Annotated in this window: 14 protein-coding genes and 1 tRNA gene; 12 read left to right on the top strand and 3 right to left on the bottom strand. The window is 71.7% G+C overall.

Translation table 11 applies throughout. From position 1 onward, the window contains the following. Nucleotides 1–42: 42 nt before the first annotated feature. Nucleotides 43–1,290 (bottom strand): hypothetical protein, encoded by a 1,248-nt coding sequence (locus GA0070561_RS03140; protein WP_091394658.1) that lies wholly within the window; start codon nucleotides 1,288–1,290, stop codon nucleotides 43–45. Between the two features lie 129 nt (nucleotides 1,291–1,419). Here GA0070561_RS03140 and GA0070561_RS03135 point away from each other — a divergent pair, with 129 nt between their 5' ends. From GA0070561_RS03135 to GA0070561_RS03110, 6 genes are all read left to right on the top strand, one after another. After that, complete coding sequence (locus GA0070561_RS03135; RefSeq protein WP_091397253.1) at nucleotides 1,420–2,319, top strand: TatD family hydrolase; 900 nt, start codon at nucleotides 1,420–1,422, stop codon at nucleotides 2,317–2,319. Between the two features lie 46 nt (nucleotides 2,320–2,365). Then, nucleotides 2,366–3,235, top strand: coding sequence for a 16S rRNA (adenine(1518)-N(6)/adenine(1519)-N(6))-dimethyltransferase RsmA (gene rsmA / locus GA0070561_RS03130; protein ID WP_091394655.1), 870 nt, complete (start codon nucleotides 2,366–2,368; stop codon nucleotides 3,233–3,235). A gap of 86 nt (nucleotides 3,236–3,321) precedes the next feature. Beyond that, on the top strand, nucleotides 3,322–4,269 hold the full coding sequence (locus tag GA0070561_RS03125) for a 4-(cytidine 5'-diphospho)-2-C-methyl-D-erythritol kinase (protein WP_091394652.1): 948 nt from the start codon (nucleotides 3,322–3,324) through the stop codon (nucleotides 4,267–4,269). 120 nt (nucleotides 4,270–4,389) lie between these two features. Beyond that, nucleotides 4,390–6,195, top strand: coding sequence for an ABC-F family ATP-binding cassette domain-containing protein (locus GA0070561_RS03120; protein ID WP_091394649.1), 1,806 nt, complete (start codon nucleotides 4,390–4,392; stop codon nucleotides 6,193–6,195). Nucleotides 6,196–6,295: 100 nt separating this feature from the next. Next, on the top strand, nucleotides 6,296–6,751 hold the full coding sequence (locus GA0070561_RS03115) for a DUF4383 domain-containing protein (RefSeq protein ID WP_091394646.1): 456 nt from the start codon (nucleotides 6,296–6,298) through the stop codon (nucleotides 6,749–6,751). A gap of 199 nt (nucleotides 6,752–6,950) precedes the next feature. Next, nucleotides 6,951–7,427, top strand: coding sequence for a DUF4383 domain-containing protein (locus GA0070561_RS03110; protein WP_091394644.1), 477 nt, complete (start codon nucleotides 6,951–6,953; stop codon nucleotides 7,425–7,427). 6 nt (nucleotides 7,428–7,433) lie between these two features. On the opposite strand, the gene GA0070561_RS03105 is transcribed toward GA0070561_RS03110, so the two are convergent. Beyond that, nucleotides 7,434–8,132 (bottom strand): TetR/AcrR family transcriptional regulator, encoded by a 699-nt coding sequence (locus GA0070561_RS03105; RefSeq protein WP_091394642.1) that lies wholly within the window; start codon nucleotides 8,130–8,132, stop codon nucleotides 7,434–7,436. Between the two features lie 224 nt (nucleotides 8,133–8,356). Then, entirely contained in the window at nucleotides 8,357–9,322 is a 966-nt protein-coding gene (locus GA0070561_RS03100) for an acyl-CoA desaturase (protein WP_091394639.1), read from the bottom strand. A 313-nt stretch (nucleotides 9,323–9,635) separates the two neighbouring features. Between GA0070561_RS03100 and GA0070561_RS03095 the strand changes: the two genes are divergently transcribed. The 6 genes from GA0070561_RS03095 (at nucleotide 9,636) to GA0070561_RS03070 (ending at nucleotide 15,093) form a co-directional block, all read left to right on the top strand. Then, nucleotides 9,636–9,707: transfer RNA gene (locus tag GA0070561_RS03095), tRNA-Gln, on the top strand. A gap of 110 nt (nucleotides 9,708–9,817) precedes the next feature. Continuing rightward, on the top strand, nucleotides 9,818–11,377 hold the full coding sequence (gene glmU / locus GA0070561_RS03090) for a bifunctional UDP-N-acetylglucosamine diphosphorylase/glucosamine-1-phosphate N-acetyltransferase GlmU (protein WP_091394636.1): 1,560 nt from the start codon (nucleotides 9,818–9,820) through the stop codon (nucleotides 11,375–11,377). A gap of 58 nt (nucleotides 11,378–11,435) precedes the next feature. Further along, nucleotides 11,436–12,416 (top strand): ribose-phosphate diphosphokinase, encoded by a 981-nt coding sequence (locus GA0070561_RS03085; RefSeq protein ID WP_091394633.1) that lies wholly within the window; start codon nucleotides 11,436–11,438, stop codon nucleotides 12,414–12,416. Nucleotides 12,417–12,749: 333 nt separating this feature from the next. Continuing rightward, nucleotides 12,750–13,445: a 50S ribosomal protein L25/general stress protein Ctc gene (locus tag GA0070561_RS03080; RefSeq protein ID WP_091394629.1), complete on the top strand. Its 696-nt coding sequence runs from the start codon at nucleotides 12,750–12,752 to the stop codon at nucleotides 13,443–13,445. A gap of 94 nt (nucleotides 13,446–13,539) precedes the next feature. Then, nucleotides 13,540–14,130, top strand: a complete 591-nt coding sequence (gene pth, locus GA0070561_RS03075) for an aminoacyl-tRNA hydrolase (protein WP_091394626.1) — start codon at nucleotides 13,540–13,542, stop codon at nucleotides 14,128–14,130. A gap of 132 nt (nucleotides 14,131–14,262) precedes the next feature. Further along, on the top strand, nucleotides 14,263–15,093 hold the full coding sequence (locus tag GA0070561_RS03070; protein WP_091394622.1) for a 3'(2'),5'-bisphosphate nucleotidase CysQ: 831 nt from the start codon (nucleotides 14,263–14,265) through the stop codon (nucleotides 15,091–15,093). Nucleotides 15,094–15,109 lie beyond the last annotated feature (16 nt).

Genomic DNA, 15,109 nt, shown 5'->3' with positions numbered 1-15,109 from the left:
GCACACGACGCGCGGCGGCGGGCGCCCCGCCGCCGCGCGCTGTCACATCGCGTACCGGGTGTCCATCACCTGGTCGTCGGTCACCTCGGCGCCCGGCGCCCAGGCCTCGTAGACGCCGCGTTCCTGGCACTGCGCGCCGGTCGCGACCACGGTGTCCGGGTTCGGGTAGCGCAGGCGCACCCGCAGCCAGCCGGCCTCCTCCCGCAGCACCAGGCACGGCACCCCCCGCCATTGGGCGAACCGGACCCGGCGGGCCACCGCGTCCACCGGGTAACGGGCCGCCCGGGTCATCGCCAGCACCCGGAACCCACCGGGTAGGTCGGCGACCGCCTCGTACTCGCTGTCGCCGTACATGCCGACCAGCTGGGTGGAGCGGGGGGCGTCGGCGTTCGGCACGTACTCCTGGTCCGGGGAGAGGCCCGGCACCGCGGCCAGCAGGTGCCGCCACTGTGGGCCCACCATCCGCAGCCACCCGCGCTGCTCGGCCTGGTAGGTGTACAGCACCACCTCCATCCCCTCCGCCGGGTACGCGATGAGGGCGGCGTTCGCCGGCATCGGCAGGTCGGCGAAGTCCCGGGTGATGAACTCCGGGATGAGCTGACCGTTGCTGGGCACGAAGCCGGTGCCGAGCACCGGGGCGCCGAGCCGGTCCCGGGAGGCCAGCGCGGTCAGACCGCGGTGTGCCGGGCCCACCGGCACGTCGTAGTCACCCGGGTCGGACGCGCGCCAGCGCAGCGCGTACGCCACGTCCGGGCCGTCCCGGCCAACGTCACCATCGGTACGCAGCACAGTCGTCGTCCCCGGCGTACGCAGGTGCGCCACGTCGTGCTCGCGGTAGCAGAAGCCGTGCGGCAGCCAACCCCGTACGTAGCCGGCGAGCTGCTGGGCCGAGAGCACCTTCATCATCCGGGTGCCCCGCCGGACCACCGCCGACGCGCGCGCGGCCGCCAGCATCGGGTCGCCCGCCGCCGCCGGCTGCTGGCTGAGCTGGTGCAGGTAGGCCCAGCCCCGCTCGCGGTGAGCGGGCATCAGCAGCGGCGTCTCCGGCTCGTCGGCCGGCTCCGTCGCCCCGTGCACGGCGGTCACCTCGGTGACGTGGACGAACCGGTGCCACGGAAGGGCGCTACCCGGGCGGGGCGCCCACTCGAAGCCGGCCACCTCGTCGGCGCTGAACAACTCGTACGCGGCGCCTCGGGCGACCTCCTCGGCCGGGTACACGCCGCCACCGAACGCGACGTGCAGTCCGGTCCGTTCACCGGCGCTGCCACCGGCCTGGGGGGTGACGCTCATGCCGTCGCCTCGCTGCTCGGTGGGATGAGGTCCGCACGCTGTCGCGTCCGCTCGTGAGCGACCGTAGAGTCGCGCGGCGTAGTCGGGGTGAACGTCGGGTGGCGGGCAGATGGACAGGCCCGGTGTGTGATGCTGTCGCTGATGAGCGAGCCCACTGAATCCCGCCGCGAGCGTGCCGCCCGGCGGGCCGGAGAGTTTCCGCCCGCCCCCGAGTCGTTGCCCCGGGCGGTGCTGGACAGCCACACCCACCTGGACATCACGGTCAGCGAGGCCGGTGTGCCCGGCGGCGGGCCGGCCGACGACCCGGTTGCCGTGGCCATCGCGTTGGCCACGAAGGTCGGCGTGGACCGGCTGGTCCAGGTGGGCGTGGACGTCGCCTCCTCCCGCTGGGGCGCGGACACCGCCGACCGGTACCCCGCCGTGCTGGCCACCGTGGCGTTGCACCCCAACGAGGCGCCCCGGCTCAGCGACCTCGACGAGGCGTTGCGGGAGATCGAGTCACTCGCCGCCCGCGACCGGGTCCGCGGGATCGGCGAGACCGGGATGGACTTCTTCCGGACCGGCGACGAGGGGCGTGCCGCACAGGAGCACAGTTTCCGGGCACACATCGCCATCGCCAAGCGGTACGGCAAGACGCTGGTCATCCACGACCGCGACGCGCACGCCGACGTGTTGCGGATCCTCGACGACGAGGGCGCTCCCGACCGGGTGGTGCTGCACTGCTTCTCCGGCGACGCCGACTTCGCCCGCGAGTGCGTCCGGCGCGGCTACCTGCTGAGCTTCGCCGGCACCGTCACCTTCGGCAGCGCGACGGCGCTGCGCGAGGCCGCCGCGCTCACCCCGGTGGATCAGATGCTGGTGGAGACCGACGCCCCGTACCTCACCCCGATGCCGTACCGCGGCCGGCCGAACGCGTCGTACCTGATTCCGCTCACCGTCCGCGCGCTCGCCGCGACCACCGGCAGCGACCTGGACGAGCTGTGCGCGGCCATCTCCGCCACCGGCGACCGGGCCTTCGGCCCGTGGTGAGCCCGGCCCGACGGTCGGCACCGACCCCGTCGCTACGCTGCCAGCCATGACCGGTCTCCTCGGCCCGGCGGAGATCCGGGAACTCGCCGCCCGGCTGGGCGTCGCGCCCACCAAGAAGCTGGGCCAGAACTTCGTGCACGACCCGAACACCGTGCGCCGGATCGTGACCGCCGCCGGCCTCACCCCCGACGACGTGGCCCTGGAGGTGGGGCCCGGGCTCGGCTCGCTGACCCTGGGGCTGCTGCCGGTTGCCGGGCACGTGCACGCCGTGGAGATCGACCCGGTGCTCGCCGGGGCGCTACCGGAGACCGTCGCGCGGCACGCCGGGGCCGATGCCGCCCGACTCACCGTGCATCGCGCGGACGCGCTGCGCATCGCCGCCGCCGAGCTGGCCGACCCGGCACCGACCGCGCTGGTGGCGAACCTGCCCTACAACGTCGCCGTGCCAGTGGTGCTGCACCTGCTCGCCGTGCTGCCCACCCTGCGACACGGCCTGGTGATGGTGCAGAAGGAGGTCGCCGACCGGCTCGTCGCCGGTCCCGGCTCCAAGGTGTACGGCATTCCGTCGGTGAAGCTGGCCTGGTACGCCCACGCCCGGGGCGCCGGCAAGGTGCCGCCGAACGTGTTCTGGCCGGTGCCCAACGTCGACTCCGGCCTGGTCTCCTTCACCTGCCACGAGCCGCCCCGCACCGACGTACCGCGGGAGCGGGTCTTCGCCGTGGTGGACGCGGCGTTCGCGCAGCGGCGCAAGACGCTGCGCGCCGCGTTGGCCGGTTGGGCCGGTGGCGCGGACCGCGCCGCCGAGGCGCTCACCGCCGCTGGCGTCGACCCCGGCGCCCGCGGGGAGTCACTGACCGTCGAGCAGTTCGCGGCCATCGCCGCGTCGGCTCCGGTCGGTACGCAGGCCGGGAAGTAGGCTGACGCCGTGCCCGCCGAGGACGCCGAGGAGCTGATCGTGGCCAAGCCGTTCGACATCCGCCTGCACCTTCGGGACATCACCCCGTGACCGAGGCCTGGCGACCGGACGACGACGAGCGACGCGGGGCCATCGGCCCGGTGCGGGTGCGGGTGCCGGCGAAGATCAACCTGCATCTCGGGGTGGGCCCGCTGCGGCGGGACGGCTACCACGAGCTGAACACGGTCTACCACGCCATCTCGATCTACGACGAGCTGACGGCCCGCCGGGGCGACACCCTCGCCCTGACCATGGAGGGTGAGGGCACCGGCGAGCTGGCCCTGGACGACACCAACCTGGTGATCCGCGCCGCGCACGCCCTCGCCGGGTACGCGGGGGTGCTGCCGCACGCCCGACTGCACCTGCGCAAGCAGATCCCGCTCGCCGGTGGGTTGGCCGGGGGCAGCGCCGACGCGGCCGCCGCGCTGGTGGCCTGCGACGCGCTCTGGGGCACCGGGCTGTCCCGCGACGAGTTGGCCGGCATCGCCGCCGACCTCGGCTCCGACGTGCCGTTCCTGATCTACGGTGGCACCGCGCTGGGCACCGGCCGGGGTGAGGCGATCAGCCCGGTGCTGGTCCGCCCCACCTCCTGGCACTGGGTGGTGGCGATCGCCGACGTCGGCCTGTCCACCCCGACCGCCTACCGGGAGCTGGATCGGCTCCGCGACTCCGGTGCCGCCGGCGCCCCGCTGGGCAGCACCGACGCCCTGCTGGGCGCGCTGCGCCAGCGCGACCCCCGGGTGCTCGCCCGTACGCTCGGCAACGACCTCCAGGACGCCGCGCTGGCCATGCGGCCGGCGCTGGCCGACACCCTGAAGGCCGGCGAGGCGGCCGGCGCGCTCACCGGCATCGTCTCCGGCTCCGGCCCGACCTGCGTGTTTCTCGCCGCCAACGCTGCCGACGCGGAGCGGATCGCCGCCGAGCTGACCGCCGCCGGCGTCTGCCGGGAGGCGCGGGTCGCGCACGGTCCGGTAGCCGGCGCCCGCGTCGGCTGACGACGCGTTCCACCGGAGCTGCTGGCGCGCGGCGCGGACGTCCGGGGCTCCCGCGTACCCTTGGGACAGGCGTCCAGGTGCCCGCCGGCATCGGGACGCCTTGATCATGAAGGGTGGAACGTGGCGAACATCGTCAATCTGGACCGGGTGTCCAAGGGGTACGGCGCCGCCGGGCGGCTGCTCACGGACGTCTCGCTCGGCCTGGACGACGCCGACCGGATCGGCGTGGTCGGCCTCAACGGCGCCGGCAAGTCCACCCTGCTGCGGCTGCTCACCAAGCAGGAGGACCCCGACGACGGTCGGGTGACCCACCGCCGTGACCTGCGTGTGCTCTGGCTGCCGCAGCAGCTCACCCTCGCCCCCGAGGCCACCGTCCGGGACGTGGTGCTCGGCACCGCCTGGCTCGCCGAGGGTATGGGGGCTGAGCACGAGTGGGCCGGCGACTCCGGGGTCCGGGCCATCCTCGACGGCCTCGGCATGCCGCACCTCGGCCTCGACCAGCCGGTCGGCCCGATGTCAGGTGGCGAACGCCGCCGGGTGGCGCTCGCGGCGCTGCTCGTGCGCGACTCCGACCTGCTCATCCTCGACGAGCCCACCAACCACCTGGACGTCGGCGGGGTCGACTGGCTGGCCCGGCACCTGGTCGGCCGCAAGGGCGCCCTGGTCGTGGTCACCCACGACCGGTGGTTCCTGGACGCGGTCTGCACCAACACCTGGGAGGTCGCCGACCAGACCGTCCGCGCCTACGAGGGTGGCTTCGCCGCCTGGACCCTCGCCCGCGCCGAGCGCGAGCGGGTAGCCGCCGCCACCGAGGCCCGCCGGCAGAACCTGCTCCGCAAGGAGATCGCCTGGCTGCGTCGTGGCCCGCCGGCGCGGACCTCCAAGCCGCAGTTCCGCATCGACGCCGCGAACGCGTTGATCGCCGACGTGCCGCCGGCGCGCGACACCATGTCGTTGCAGCGCATGGCCACCTCGCGGCTGGGCAAGCAGGTGTACGACCTGGAGAACGTCGAGCTGCACGCCGGCCCGAAGGAGATCCTTCGCGACGTCACCTGGCTGGTCGGCCCCGGCGACCGGATCGCCATCCTCGGTGCCAACGGCGCCGGCAAGACCACGCTGCTGCGGATGCTCGCTGGCATCACCCGCCCCGATGGCGGTCGCCTCGGCACCGGCTCCACCGTGCGGCCCGCGTTCCTCTCCCAGGAGCTCACCGAGCTGCCCGGGCACCTGCGGGTGCTGGAGGCGGTGGAGGAGGTCGCCCGCCGGGTTCAGCTCGGCGACCGGGAGGTCTCCGCCGCGCAGCTCGCCGAGGTGTTCGGCTTCGACGACCGCCGCCTCTGGACCCCGGTCAGTGACCTCTCCGGTGGGGAACGCCGCCGGTTGCAGATGCTGCGGCTGCTGGCCGGCGAGCCCAACGTGCTGCTCTTCGACGAGCCCACCAACGACCTGGACACGGACACCCTCGCCTCGCTGGAGGACCTGCTCGACTCGTGGCCCGGCACGATCATCGTGGCCAGCCATGACCGGTACCTGATCGAGCGGGTCACCGACACGGCGTACGGGATGTTCGGCGACGGTCGGCTGGTGCACCTGCCGGGCGGCGTGGACGAATACCTCGCACGGACCGCCGAGCGGGCCGGCGCTCCTCGGGTGGGCGTCACCTCGACCTCCACGCCCGCTGCCCCCTCGGGCGGTGGCATGTCCGCCGCCGAGGTCCGTCAGGCCCGCAAGGAGCTGACCCGGCTGGAGCGGCAGCTCAGCAAGCTCGACCAGCGCGAGACCACGCTGCTCGATCAGCTCGCGGCGGACGCCACCGACTACGCCCGGGTCGCCGAGTTGGACACCCAGCTCAAGGATCTGCGCGCCGAACGGGAGCGGATCGAGGAGAGCTGGATGACCCTCGCCGAGGACCTGCCCGAGAGCTGACCGGCCGGGCGCGCCGGCCCGGGCCCCGTGTGCGGCGTCACACCACCACATGCGAGACAATCGTCGGCGACACCTACCCCACGGCGTTGGAGACACAGACATGGCACACACCCCCGTCAACCACCCCGCGCGGCCGATCTACCGGGCGATCGGCGGGCTGACCGGTCTGTACCTGGTCGTCTTCGGTGTGCTCGGCATCATCGCGAGCACCGGCAACGAGATCCTCGCCCAGGACGACACCCGGGTCCTCGGTCAGGGCACCAACCTCGGCTTCTCGCTGCTCAGCGTGCTGCTCGGGATCGTCGTGCTGGTCGGCACCGCGCTCGGCCGCAACATCGACGTGGCGATCAACCAGTGGCTGGCGTACAGCCTCATGGTGGTCAGCCTGGCCGGTCTCGCGTTCATCCGGACCGACGCCAACATCTTCAACTTCAGCATCACCACCGTGGTCGTGGTGATGACGGCCGCCCTGGTGCTGCTCATGGTCGGCATGTACGGCAAGGTCGGCACGGAGGACGAGGCGGAGGCGTTCCAGAAGGCTCGCCTGGTTCTCTGATCGTTGGTTGCGGCGGTGGTTTTCGCCGGAGCCCGAGCTGCTCCGGGCGGTCAGGCTTGATCCCTGCGCAGCTCGGGCTCCGGCGAAAACCTGACTCGGTCCAGCCTTCGGCGGACCTTCCGGCTTTGTGGTTCTTCGGACAGTTGGTTCTGCCTTGGGCGACAATTCCCCTGAAACGGTCACATCAGGGGGTCTGGGTATGCCGCATTTTCCGGTCAACCATCCGGCACGGCCGCTCTACCGGGTCCTCTCCGGGCTGATCGGGGTCTACATCCTGGTCTTCGGCGTCTGGGGCGTCGCCGAGACGATCGGCGACCCACTCTTCGCCCGCACCAGCACCTGGGCCCTCGGGCTCCGGACCAACCTGGCCTTCTCGCTCGCCTCGGTGGTCTTCGGGGTCGTCCTGATCATCGGGGCCTCGCGGCGTACCAACCTCGGCCACTACATGAACCTCACCGCGGGCGTGGTGTTCCTGGTGACCAGCATCCTGATGATGTCGGTGCTGCAGACCGGCGCGAACTTCCTCAACTTCTCGATGTCGACAGTGGTCGTGTCGATGCTGTTCGGCCTGATCCTGCTGGGCACCGGCCTCTACGACAAGGTCGGCCCACCGGAATCCGCCGAGGCGGAGCTGGAGCACCGCAAGCACCCGGTGGCCGACGTGCACCGCCGCTGATCGGGGTCAGCTACGCCGCGCGGTGATCAGCGTCGGCTTGGCCTCCAGGTGCGACAACCCGTTCCAGGCCAGGTTGACGAGGTGCGCCGCCACCGTCTCCTTGCGCGGCTTACGCACCTCCAACCACCAGCGACCGGTCAACGCCACCATGCCGACCAGCGCCTGCGAGTACAGCTCGGCGAGCTTCGGGTCGTACCCGCGGCTCTTGTACTCGGCGCCCAGGATGTGCTCGACCTGGTGCGCCACGTCGTTCATGACGCTGCTGAAGGTGGCCGTGCCGGCCATCAGCGGTGACTCGCGGACCAGCACCCGGAAACCGCTGGTCTCCTCCTCGATGTAGGTCAGCAGGGCGAGCGCCGCCTGTTCCAGCAGCTCCCGCGGGTGCCCGGCGGTCAACGCCGTGGTGATCCGGTCCAACAGGGCCCGGACCTCCCGGTCCACCACCACCGCGTAGAGGCCTTCCTTGCCACCGAAGTGCTCGTAGACCACCGGCTTGGAGACCTTGGCGCGGGCCGCCACCTCCTCGATGGAGGTGGCGTCGAAACCACGCTCGGCGAAAAGTTGCCGGCCGGTCGCGATCAACTGCTCCCGGCGTTGGGCCGCCGACATGCGGACCCGGGAGGGAGCTTTGGCTTTCGGTGCCGCCGTCGGCGTCGCCCGTCGGCCGCCGACGGCTGCCGCCGCCTCGTCGCTGACCTCAGGCATGTCGCCGCCTCGCTGGCGCTCGGTGACGCCCTGCCGTGGAATGGTTCCTCCGCTGTGCCCGTTCACGTCGTCGCCTCACTGTCGGGCGGTTCGACCGCCCTGACGCGCCGTTCGACCGTACCCGGATCGGGCTCGGCCCCCCGTCCGCCGAGCCGCCCGGTCCCCCCGCATGGCTCGGTCATCCGGCCATCCTGCCAGGCGGCATCGTCGGGCACCGCCCGGTTTCAGCGGGGTGCGACCGGCTTCACCAGCTTGGCGGCGAGGCGCTCGGGCTTTGGCCAGCGCACCTGCGTCGCCGCGCCGGTCTTCTCGAACAACCAGATCACCCGCGCGGAGATGTCCACCTGACCGCGCAGCACGCCGTGCCGGGCACTGGTCGGGTCGGCGTGGTGCAGGTTGTGCCAGCTCTCGCCGAACGACAGGATCGCCAGCGGCCAGAAGTTCGACGCGCGGTCGCCCTGGCGCATCGCGAACGGACGCTCACCGTAGACGTGGCACACCGAGTTGATCGCCCAGGTGACGTGGTGCAGAAGGCCGATCCGGACCAGCCCGGCCCAGAAGAACGCGGTCAGCGCGCCCTGCCAGGACCAGGTCACCAGGCCGCCGATCAGCGCCGGGCCGAGCAGCGAGATGGCCACCAGCGCGGGGAAGAGTCGGTCGACCCGGCTGATGTCCCGGTCGGCGATGAGGTCCGGTGCGAAACGCCCGCGGTTGGACAGCTCCCGGCGGAACAGCCAGCCCACGTGTGCGTGGAACAGGCCCCGGGTCAACGCCCAGAAGCTGGTGCCGAAGCGCCACGGCGAGTGCGGGTCGCCCTCCAGGTCGGAGAACGCGTGGTGGCGCCGGTGGTCGGCGACCCACTGAATGATCTCGCCCTGCACCGCCAGCGAACCCGCGACCGCCAGAGTCACCCGCAGCCACCGCTTGGCCTTGAACGAGCCGTGCGTGAAGTAGCGGTGGAAGCCGACGGTGATGCCGAGCCCGGATACGACGTACCAGACCAGGCCGATGATCACGTCGGTCCAGCCCAGCCAGCCGCCCCACGCCACCGGCACGGCGACCAGCAGGGCGACGAAGGGGATCACCACGAAAGCCCAGAGGGCGGCCAGGATGCCGGGGGACTGGCTGCCGTCGGTGAGTGGCTTGGGGCCGGGGCCGGCGGTGTTGGAATCGAGCAGAGCAGTGGACATGGGACCTCGCAGGGGGATGGTAACGATCACGAAGCTACGCCTACGTCACCGTAACTTACGGCACCGTAGATCGCACGGGGAAGTTTCGAATAGCCTTCGTGTAACTGTTCGAAGCCGCAGGTCAGCCGGCCCGGTGGCAGGGGCCTGACCGACCTGGGAAGTGAGCGGCCGAGGTGCGGGCCGACCACCCCCGGAAGGTCGCCGGCATCGACCGCTCGCCGTGCGGCGGGATGAGCGCTGGCATCAGACGGCCGGGGCGCTAAGGTGTACCGGCGGGATGTCCATCCCTCGCGCGACGTGCTCACGTCGCTGATCGGCCGTGGTGTAATTGGCAACACCCGGGTCTTTGGTACCCGTATTTCAGGTTCGAACCCTGGCGGCCGAGCTGCCCACCTACGCCCGTTTTAGGGTCCGGTGGGGGTAAGAGGGGAACGTGCCGGGCCCCGCGGCTAGCATGGCCGCGAGAGTGTCCGCCGTCCCGACGGGAGCCACGTCGTGCCCCAGCCCCACCTCCGCACCGTCGTCGTACTTGCCGCCGGTGAGGGCAAGCGGATGAAGTCGACACTGCCCAAGGTGCTGCACCCCCTGCTCGGTCGGACGCTCCTCGGTCACGTGCTGAGCGCCGCCGCCCCGTTGGGCGCGGACCGCACCGTCGTCGTGGTGGGGCACGGCGCCGACCAGGTGCGGGCGCACCTGTCCGAGGTCGCCCCGGACGCCACTCCGGTGCTCCAGGCCGAGCAGCTCGGCACCGGGCATGCCGTACGGATCGCGCTGGAGGCCGTACCGGACGGTGCCGGCACTGTCGTGGTGATCAACGGTGACGTGCCCCTGCTGCGACCCGAGACGGTGGGCGCGCTGGTGACCGCGCACGAGGAGGCCGCCGCGGCGGCCACCGTGCTGGCCGCCGAGGTGCCCGACCCGACCGGCCTCGGGCGGATCGTGCGGGACGCCGACGGCCGCCTGGAGCAGATCGTCGAGGAACGCGACGCCGACACGACGCAGCGCGCGATCCGGGAGATCAACGCCGGCATCTACGCGTTCGACGCGGTGCGGCTGCGCGAGGCGCTGGGCAAGCTCTCCACCGACAACGACCAGGGCGAGGAGTACTTGACCGACGTCTTCGGTCTGCTCCGTTCCGCCGGTGAGCCGGTGGCGGTGCACGTCGCCGTGGACCATGTCGAGACGTTGGGCTGCAACGACCGGGTGGAGCTGGCCACGCTGCGTCGGCTGCTGCGCGACCGGATCAACGAGGCGTGGATGCGCACCGGGGTGAGCCTGCTCGACCCCGTCACCACCTGGATCGACGTGACGGTCGCGCTGGACCGGGACGCGGTGGTCGACCAGAACACCCAGTTGCGCGGCGCCACGGTGGTCGGCGCGGGCGCGCTGATCGGGCCGGACGTCACCCTGATCGACACGATCGTCGGCCCCGCCGCGTCGGTGATCCGCAGCCACGCCGTCGGCGCCGAGGTGGGCGCGGGCGCGACCGTCGGGCCGTACGCGTACCTGCGGCCGGCCGCCCAGTTGGCCGAGAAGGCGAAGGTCGGCACGTTCGTCGAGGTGAAGAACTCGCAGATCGGCGCTGGCGCGAAGGTGCCGCACCTGACGTACGTCGGCGACGCGACGATCGGCGAGCAGACCAACATCGGCGCCGCGTCGGTCTTCGTGAACTACGACGGGGTCAACAAGCACCGCACGGTGATCGGCAGCCACGCGCGGACCGGTGCGGACAACATGTTCGTGGCACCGGTCGAGGTGGGCGACGGGGCGTACACGGCGGCCGGTTCGGTGATCGTCGACGACGTGCCGGCCGGGGCGATGGGCGTCGCCCGGGCGCGCCAGCGCAACATCGAGGGCTGGGTGGTCATGCGGCGTGCAGGCACCGCCGCGGCGGAGGCGGCGCAGCGGGCCCACGACGCGAAGGACGGGCAGCCGGCCGGCGACGCGAAGGGTGCGTCCGGTACGACCGGTGCCGCAAGCCACAGTGAGGCAATCCACGGGGCGACCGAGACGGTGGGCGGCGCATCCGGCGCGGGAGATACTGCAACCGAATAGTCCCTGACCCACCACCACCGGGTCGGGTACCGCCGACATAACGGGAGCAGACGGGCCCATGGGCAGCATCGTCGCCGAAAACCGCAAAAGCCTGATGCTCTTTTCCGGACGTGGCTTTCCGGAGTTGGCCAAGGAGATCGGCGAGGTGCTCGGCGTCGCGCCGACGCCGGCCGACGCGTACGAGTTCGCCAACGGTGAGCTCTTCGTACGGTTCAAGGACTCGGTACGTGGTTCGGACGCCTTCGTGGTGCAGTCCGTCACGCACGGGGTGAACACCTGGGTCATGGAGACCCTGATCATGGTGGACGCGCTGAAGCGGGGGTCGGCCAAGCGGATCACCGTGGTGCTGCCGTTCTACCCGTACGCCCGCCAGGACAAGAAGCACCGTGGTCGGGAGCCGATCTCGGCCCGCCTGGTGGCGGACCTGCTCAAGACCGCCGGCGCGAACCGCATCCTCACCGTCGACCTGCACACCGCGCAGATCCAGGGCTTCTTCGACGGCCCGGTGGACCACCTCTTCGCGATGGACATCCTGGCCGAGTACGTGGAGCACAAGTACGCCGGCCGGCCGATGACCGTGGTGGCACCGGATTCGGGCCGGGTGCGGGTGGCCGAGCGGTGGACCGACCGGTTGGGCGGCTGCCCGCTGGCGTTCATCCACAAGACCCGTGACCCGATGAAGCCGAACCAGGTCGTGGCGAACCGGGTGGTCGGCGAGGTGGAGGGCCGGGTCTGCCTGATCGTCGACGACATGATCGACACCGGGGGCACCATCGCCAAGGCCGCCGACATCCTCAAGGAGTCGGGCGCGGCGGAGATCGTGGTCGCGTCCACCCACGCGCTGCTGTCCGACCCGGCCACCGAGCGGCTGAAGAACAGCTCGATCAGCGAGATCGTGGTGACGAACACCCTGCCGCTCCCGCCGGAGAAGCAGCTGGACAAGCTCACCGTGCTGTCGATCGCGCCGCTGCTGGCGCGGGCGATCCGCGAGGTCTTCGACGACGGCTCGGTGACCACTCTCTTCGGTGGCCTGAGCTGAGCCTGAGCCCCGTTTCCGCCACTCGACACGCTGGCGGGGACGGGGCTGGCAAACTGGTGGAAACGGGGCCGGCACGCTGGTGGGAGCACCACCGACGCGCCGGTCTTGAGCCGTGATCGGGGACTGCCGGAAACCCTGGAAACAGCTCGGGTAGACTGGTGCGGTTGCCACGGCGAGGGTGCCCGGCGGGCCGCTGAAAAGCGCCGCACGGAGGCACCGTCATCGACGCGGTGCTCCGGGCAGTCGTTCATGACGCATGAGCCCCAGCGAGCCCCTCGCCCCAGCACCGTTAGACGACAAGCCGCCGCAGCGAAAAGCATCAGGAGTTTCCCCGTGTCCGAGGTAAAGATCAGCGCCGAGCCCCGTACCGAGTTCGGCAAGGGTGGTGCCCGCCGTACCCGCCGGGCCGGCAAGGTGCCCGCCGTGCTGTACGGCCACGGCGAGAAGCCCAAGCACATCGCGCTGCCATCGCGGGAGTTCGCCGCCGCGATCCGCAAGGGCGGTGCCAACCAGCTCTTCGCGATCGACATCGCCGACGGCACCCAGGTGCTGGCGCTGCCGAAGGCGATCCAGCGTGACCCGATCCGCGACACCTTCGAGCACGTCGACCTGATCCTGGTCCGCCGGGGCGAGAAGGTCACCGTCGAGGTCCCGGTCCAGCTGACCGGCGAGGCCGCCCGGGACACCCTGATCGTGCACGACCACGACACCCTCTCGGTGACCGCGGACGCCACCAAGGTTCCGGACCACCTCGAGGCGTCGATCGAGGGCCTGGAGGCGGGCACCCTGGTGACCGCCGGCGATGTCGAGCTGCCGGCCGGCGTCGAGCTGGCCGTCGACTCGGAGCTGACCGTCGCGTCGGTGACCGCTGCCCCGACCGCCGAGCAGCTCGAGGCGACGCTGCCCGAGGTCGAGGCTGCCACCGACGAGGCCGAGGCCGAGGTCGGCGAGACCACCGAGGGCTCCGAGGGCGCGGACGCCGCCCCGGCCGAGGGCGCCGAGACGACCGAGGCGCGCACCGAGGCCTGATCGGTTCGTACTGTGCGACAGGCGTCCCCGGATGATCGGGGGCGCCTGTCGGCATATCGGGAGTCGGTGGGATGGGCGTCGGAAGGGACTGGTCGTGACGGACGAGGCGGGGCCGTGGCTGGTGGTCGGCCTGGGCAACCCGGGTCGGGAGTACGCCGGCAACCGGCACAACGTCGGGTTCATGGTGGCCGAGCTGCTGGCCGGGCGGGTGGGTGCGCGTTTCGGCCGGCACAAGCGGGCGGTGGCCGAGGTGGCCGAGGCGCGGCTGGGGTTCGGTGGGCCGAAGCTGGTGCTCGTCAAGCCACTGACGTACATGAACCTCTCCGGCGGGCCGGTCGCGGCGTTGGCACAGTTCTACAAGGTGCCGGCCGCGCAGGTGATCGCGGTGCATGACGAGCTGGACATCGGCTTCGGCCAGGTGCGGGTCAAGTTCGGCGGCGGCGAGGGCGGGCACAACGGCCTGCGTTCGATGTCGAAGTCGTTGGGGACCAAGGACTACACCCGGGTGCGGTTCGGCGTTGGCCGACCGCCGGGGCGGCAGGATCCGGCGGATTACGTGCTGTCGGATTTTGGCGCGGCCGAGCGCAAGGAGCTGGATTTCCTGGTGGACCGGGCCGCCGACGTGGTGGAGTCGGTGATCACCAAGGGCGTGGAGCCGACCCAGAACCTCTACCACGGCGGCTGAGCCGGGCGGGGCGTACCCGAATCGGAAACGGCGGGCCGGTAGTCTGCGCCTTTCAGCGTGCCGCGACCGGCGACGCGAGTCGCGGCGGATCGGCCCGTGCGGGCAGCGCGGCGAGGCGACGGGAGCGGACAGATGAGCAGTCCTCCGATGATCGATGGCGCGTTCGCCCGATGGTTGGCGTCCCGGGCCGGGCAGGCGCTGCTCGACCTGCGCACGGAGATGGGTTTCGCCGACGCCGGCGCGCTGAAGTCGGCCGGGGACAAGGTGTCGCACGACCTGATCCGCACGGAGTTGGCGAAGTGGCGTCCGGGTGACGCGGTGCTCTCCGAGGAGGACGAGGGGTCGCGATTGGCCTGGGCCGCGGAGGTGAACACCGGAGCGGTGTCGCGGTTGAACGCGGACCGGGTGTGGATCGTCGACCCGTTGGACGGCACCCGGGAGTTCTCCGAGGAGGGCCGCTCGGACTGGGCGGTGCACGTGGCGCTCTGGGCGCGCAACGCGCCGAGCCCGCACGGGCTGGTCGCCGGGGCGGTGGGGTTGCCGGCGCAGCACCGGGTGCTGGGCACCGACTACCCGCCGGCGTACCCGCCGATGACCGTGGAGGCGGCGACGGCCGGCGAGCGGAAGATCCGCCTGGCCGCGAGCCGGAGCCGGCCGCCGGTCTTCCTGACCGATCTGGCCGAGGACGTCGGGGCACACCTGGTGCCGATGGGCTCGGCCGGAGCGAAAATCGCCGCCGTGGTCACCGGCGAGGTGGATGCGTACATCCACGCAGGTGGGCAGTACGAGTGGGACTCGGCGGCCCCGATCGCTGTGGCGACGGCCACCGGACTGCACGCTTCCCGGATCGACGGTTCTGCGCTGAAATACAACGAGGCGGATCCGCGGCTGCCCGACCTCCTGGTCTGCCGCAAGGATCTCGCCACCCGGTTGCTTGCAGCGCTGCAGAAACATTCCGGGTAGCCTGAGCGAACTTTCT

This window comes from Micromonospora saelicesensis (assembly GCF_900091575.1).
GTDB classification, from domain to species: Bacteria; Actinomycetota; Actinomycetes; order Mycobacteriales; family Micromonosporaceae; genus Micromonospora; species Micromonospora saelicesensis.
Note: the sequence above shows the minus strand (reverse complement) of the source record. Positions and strands in the feature narration are given on the sequence as shown.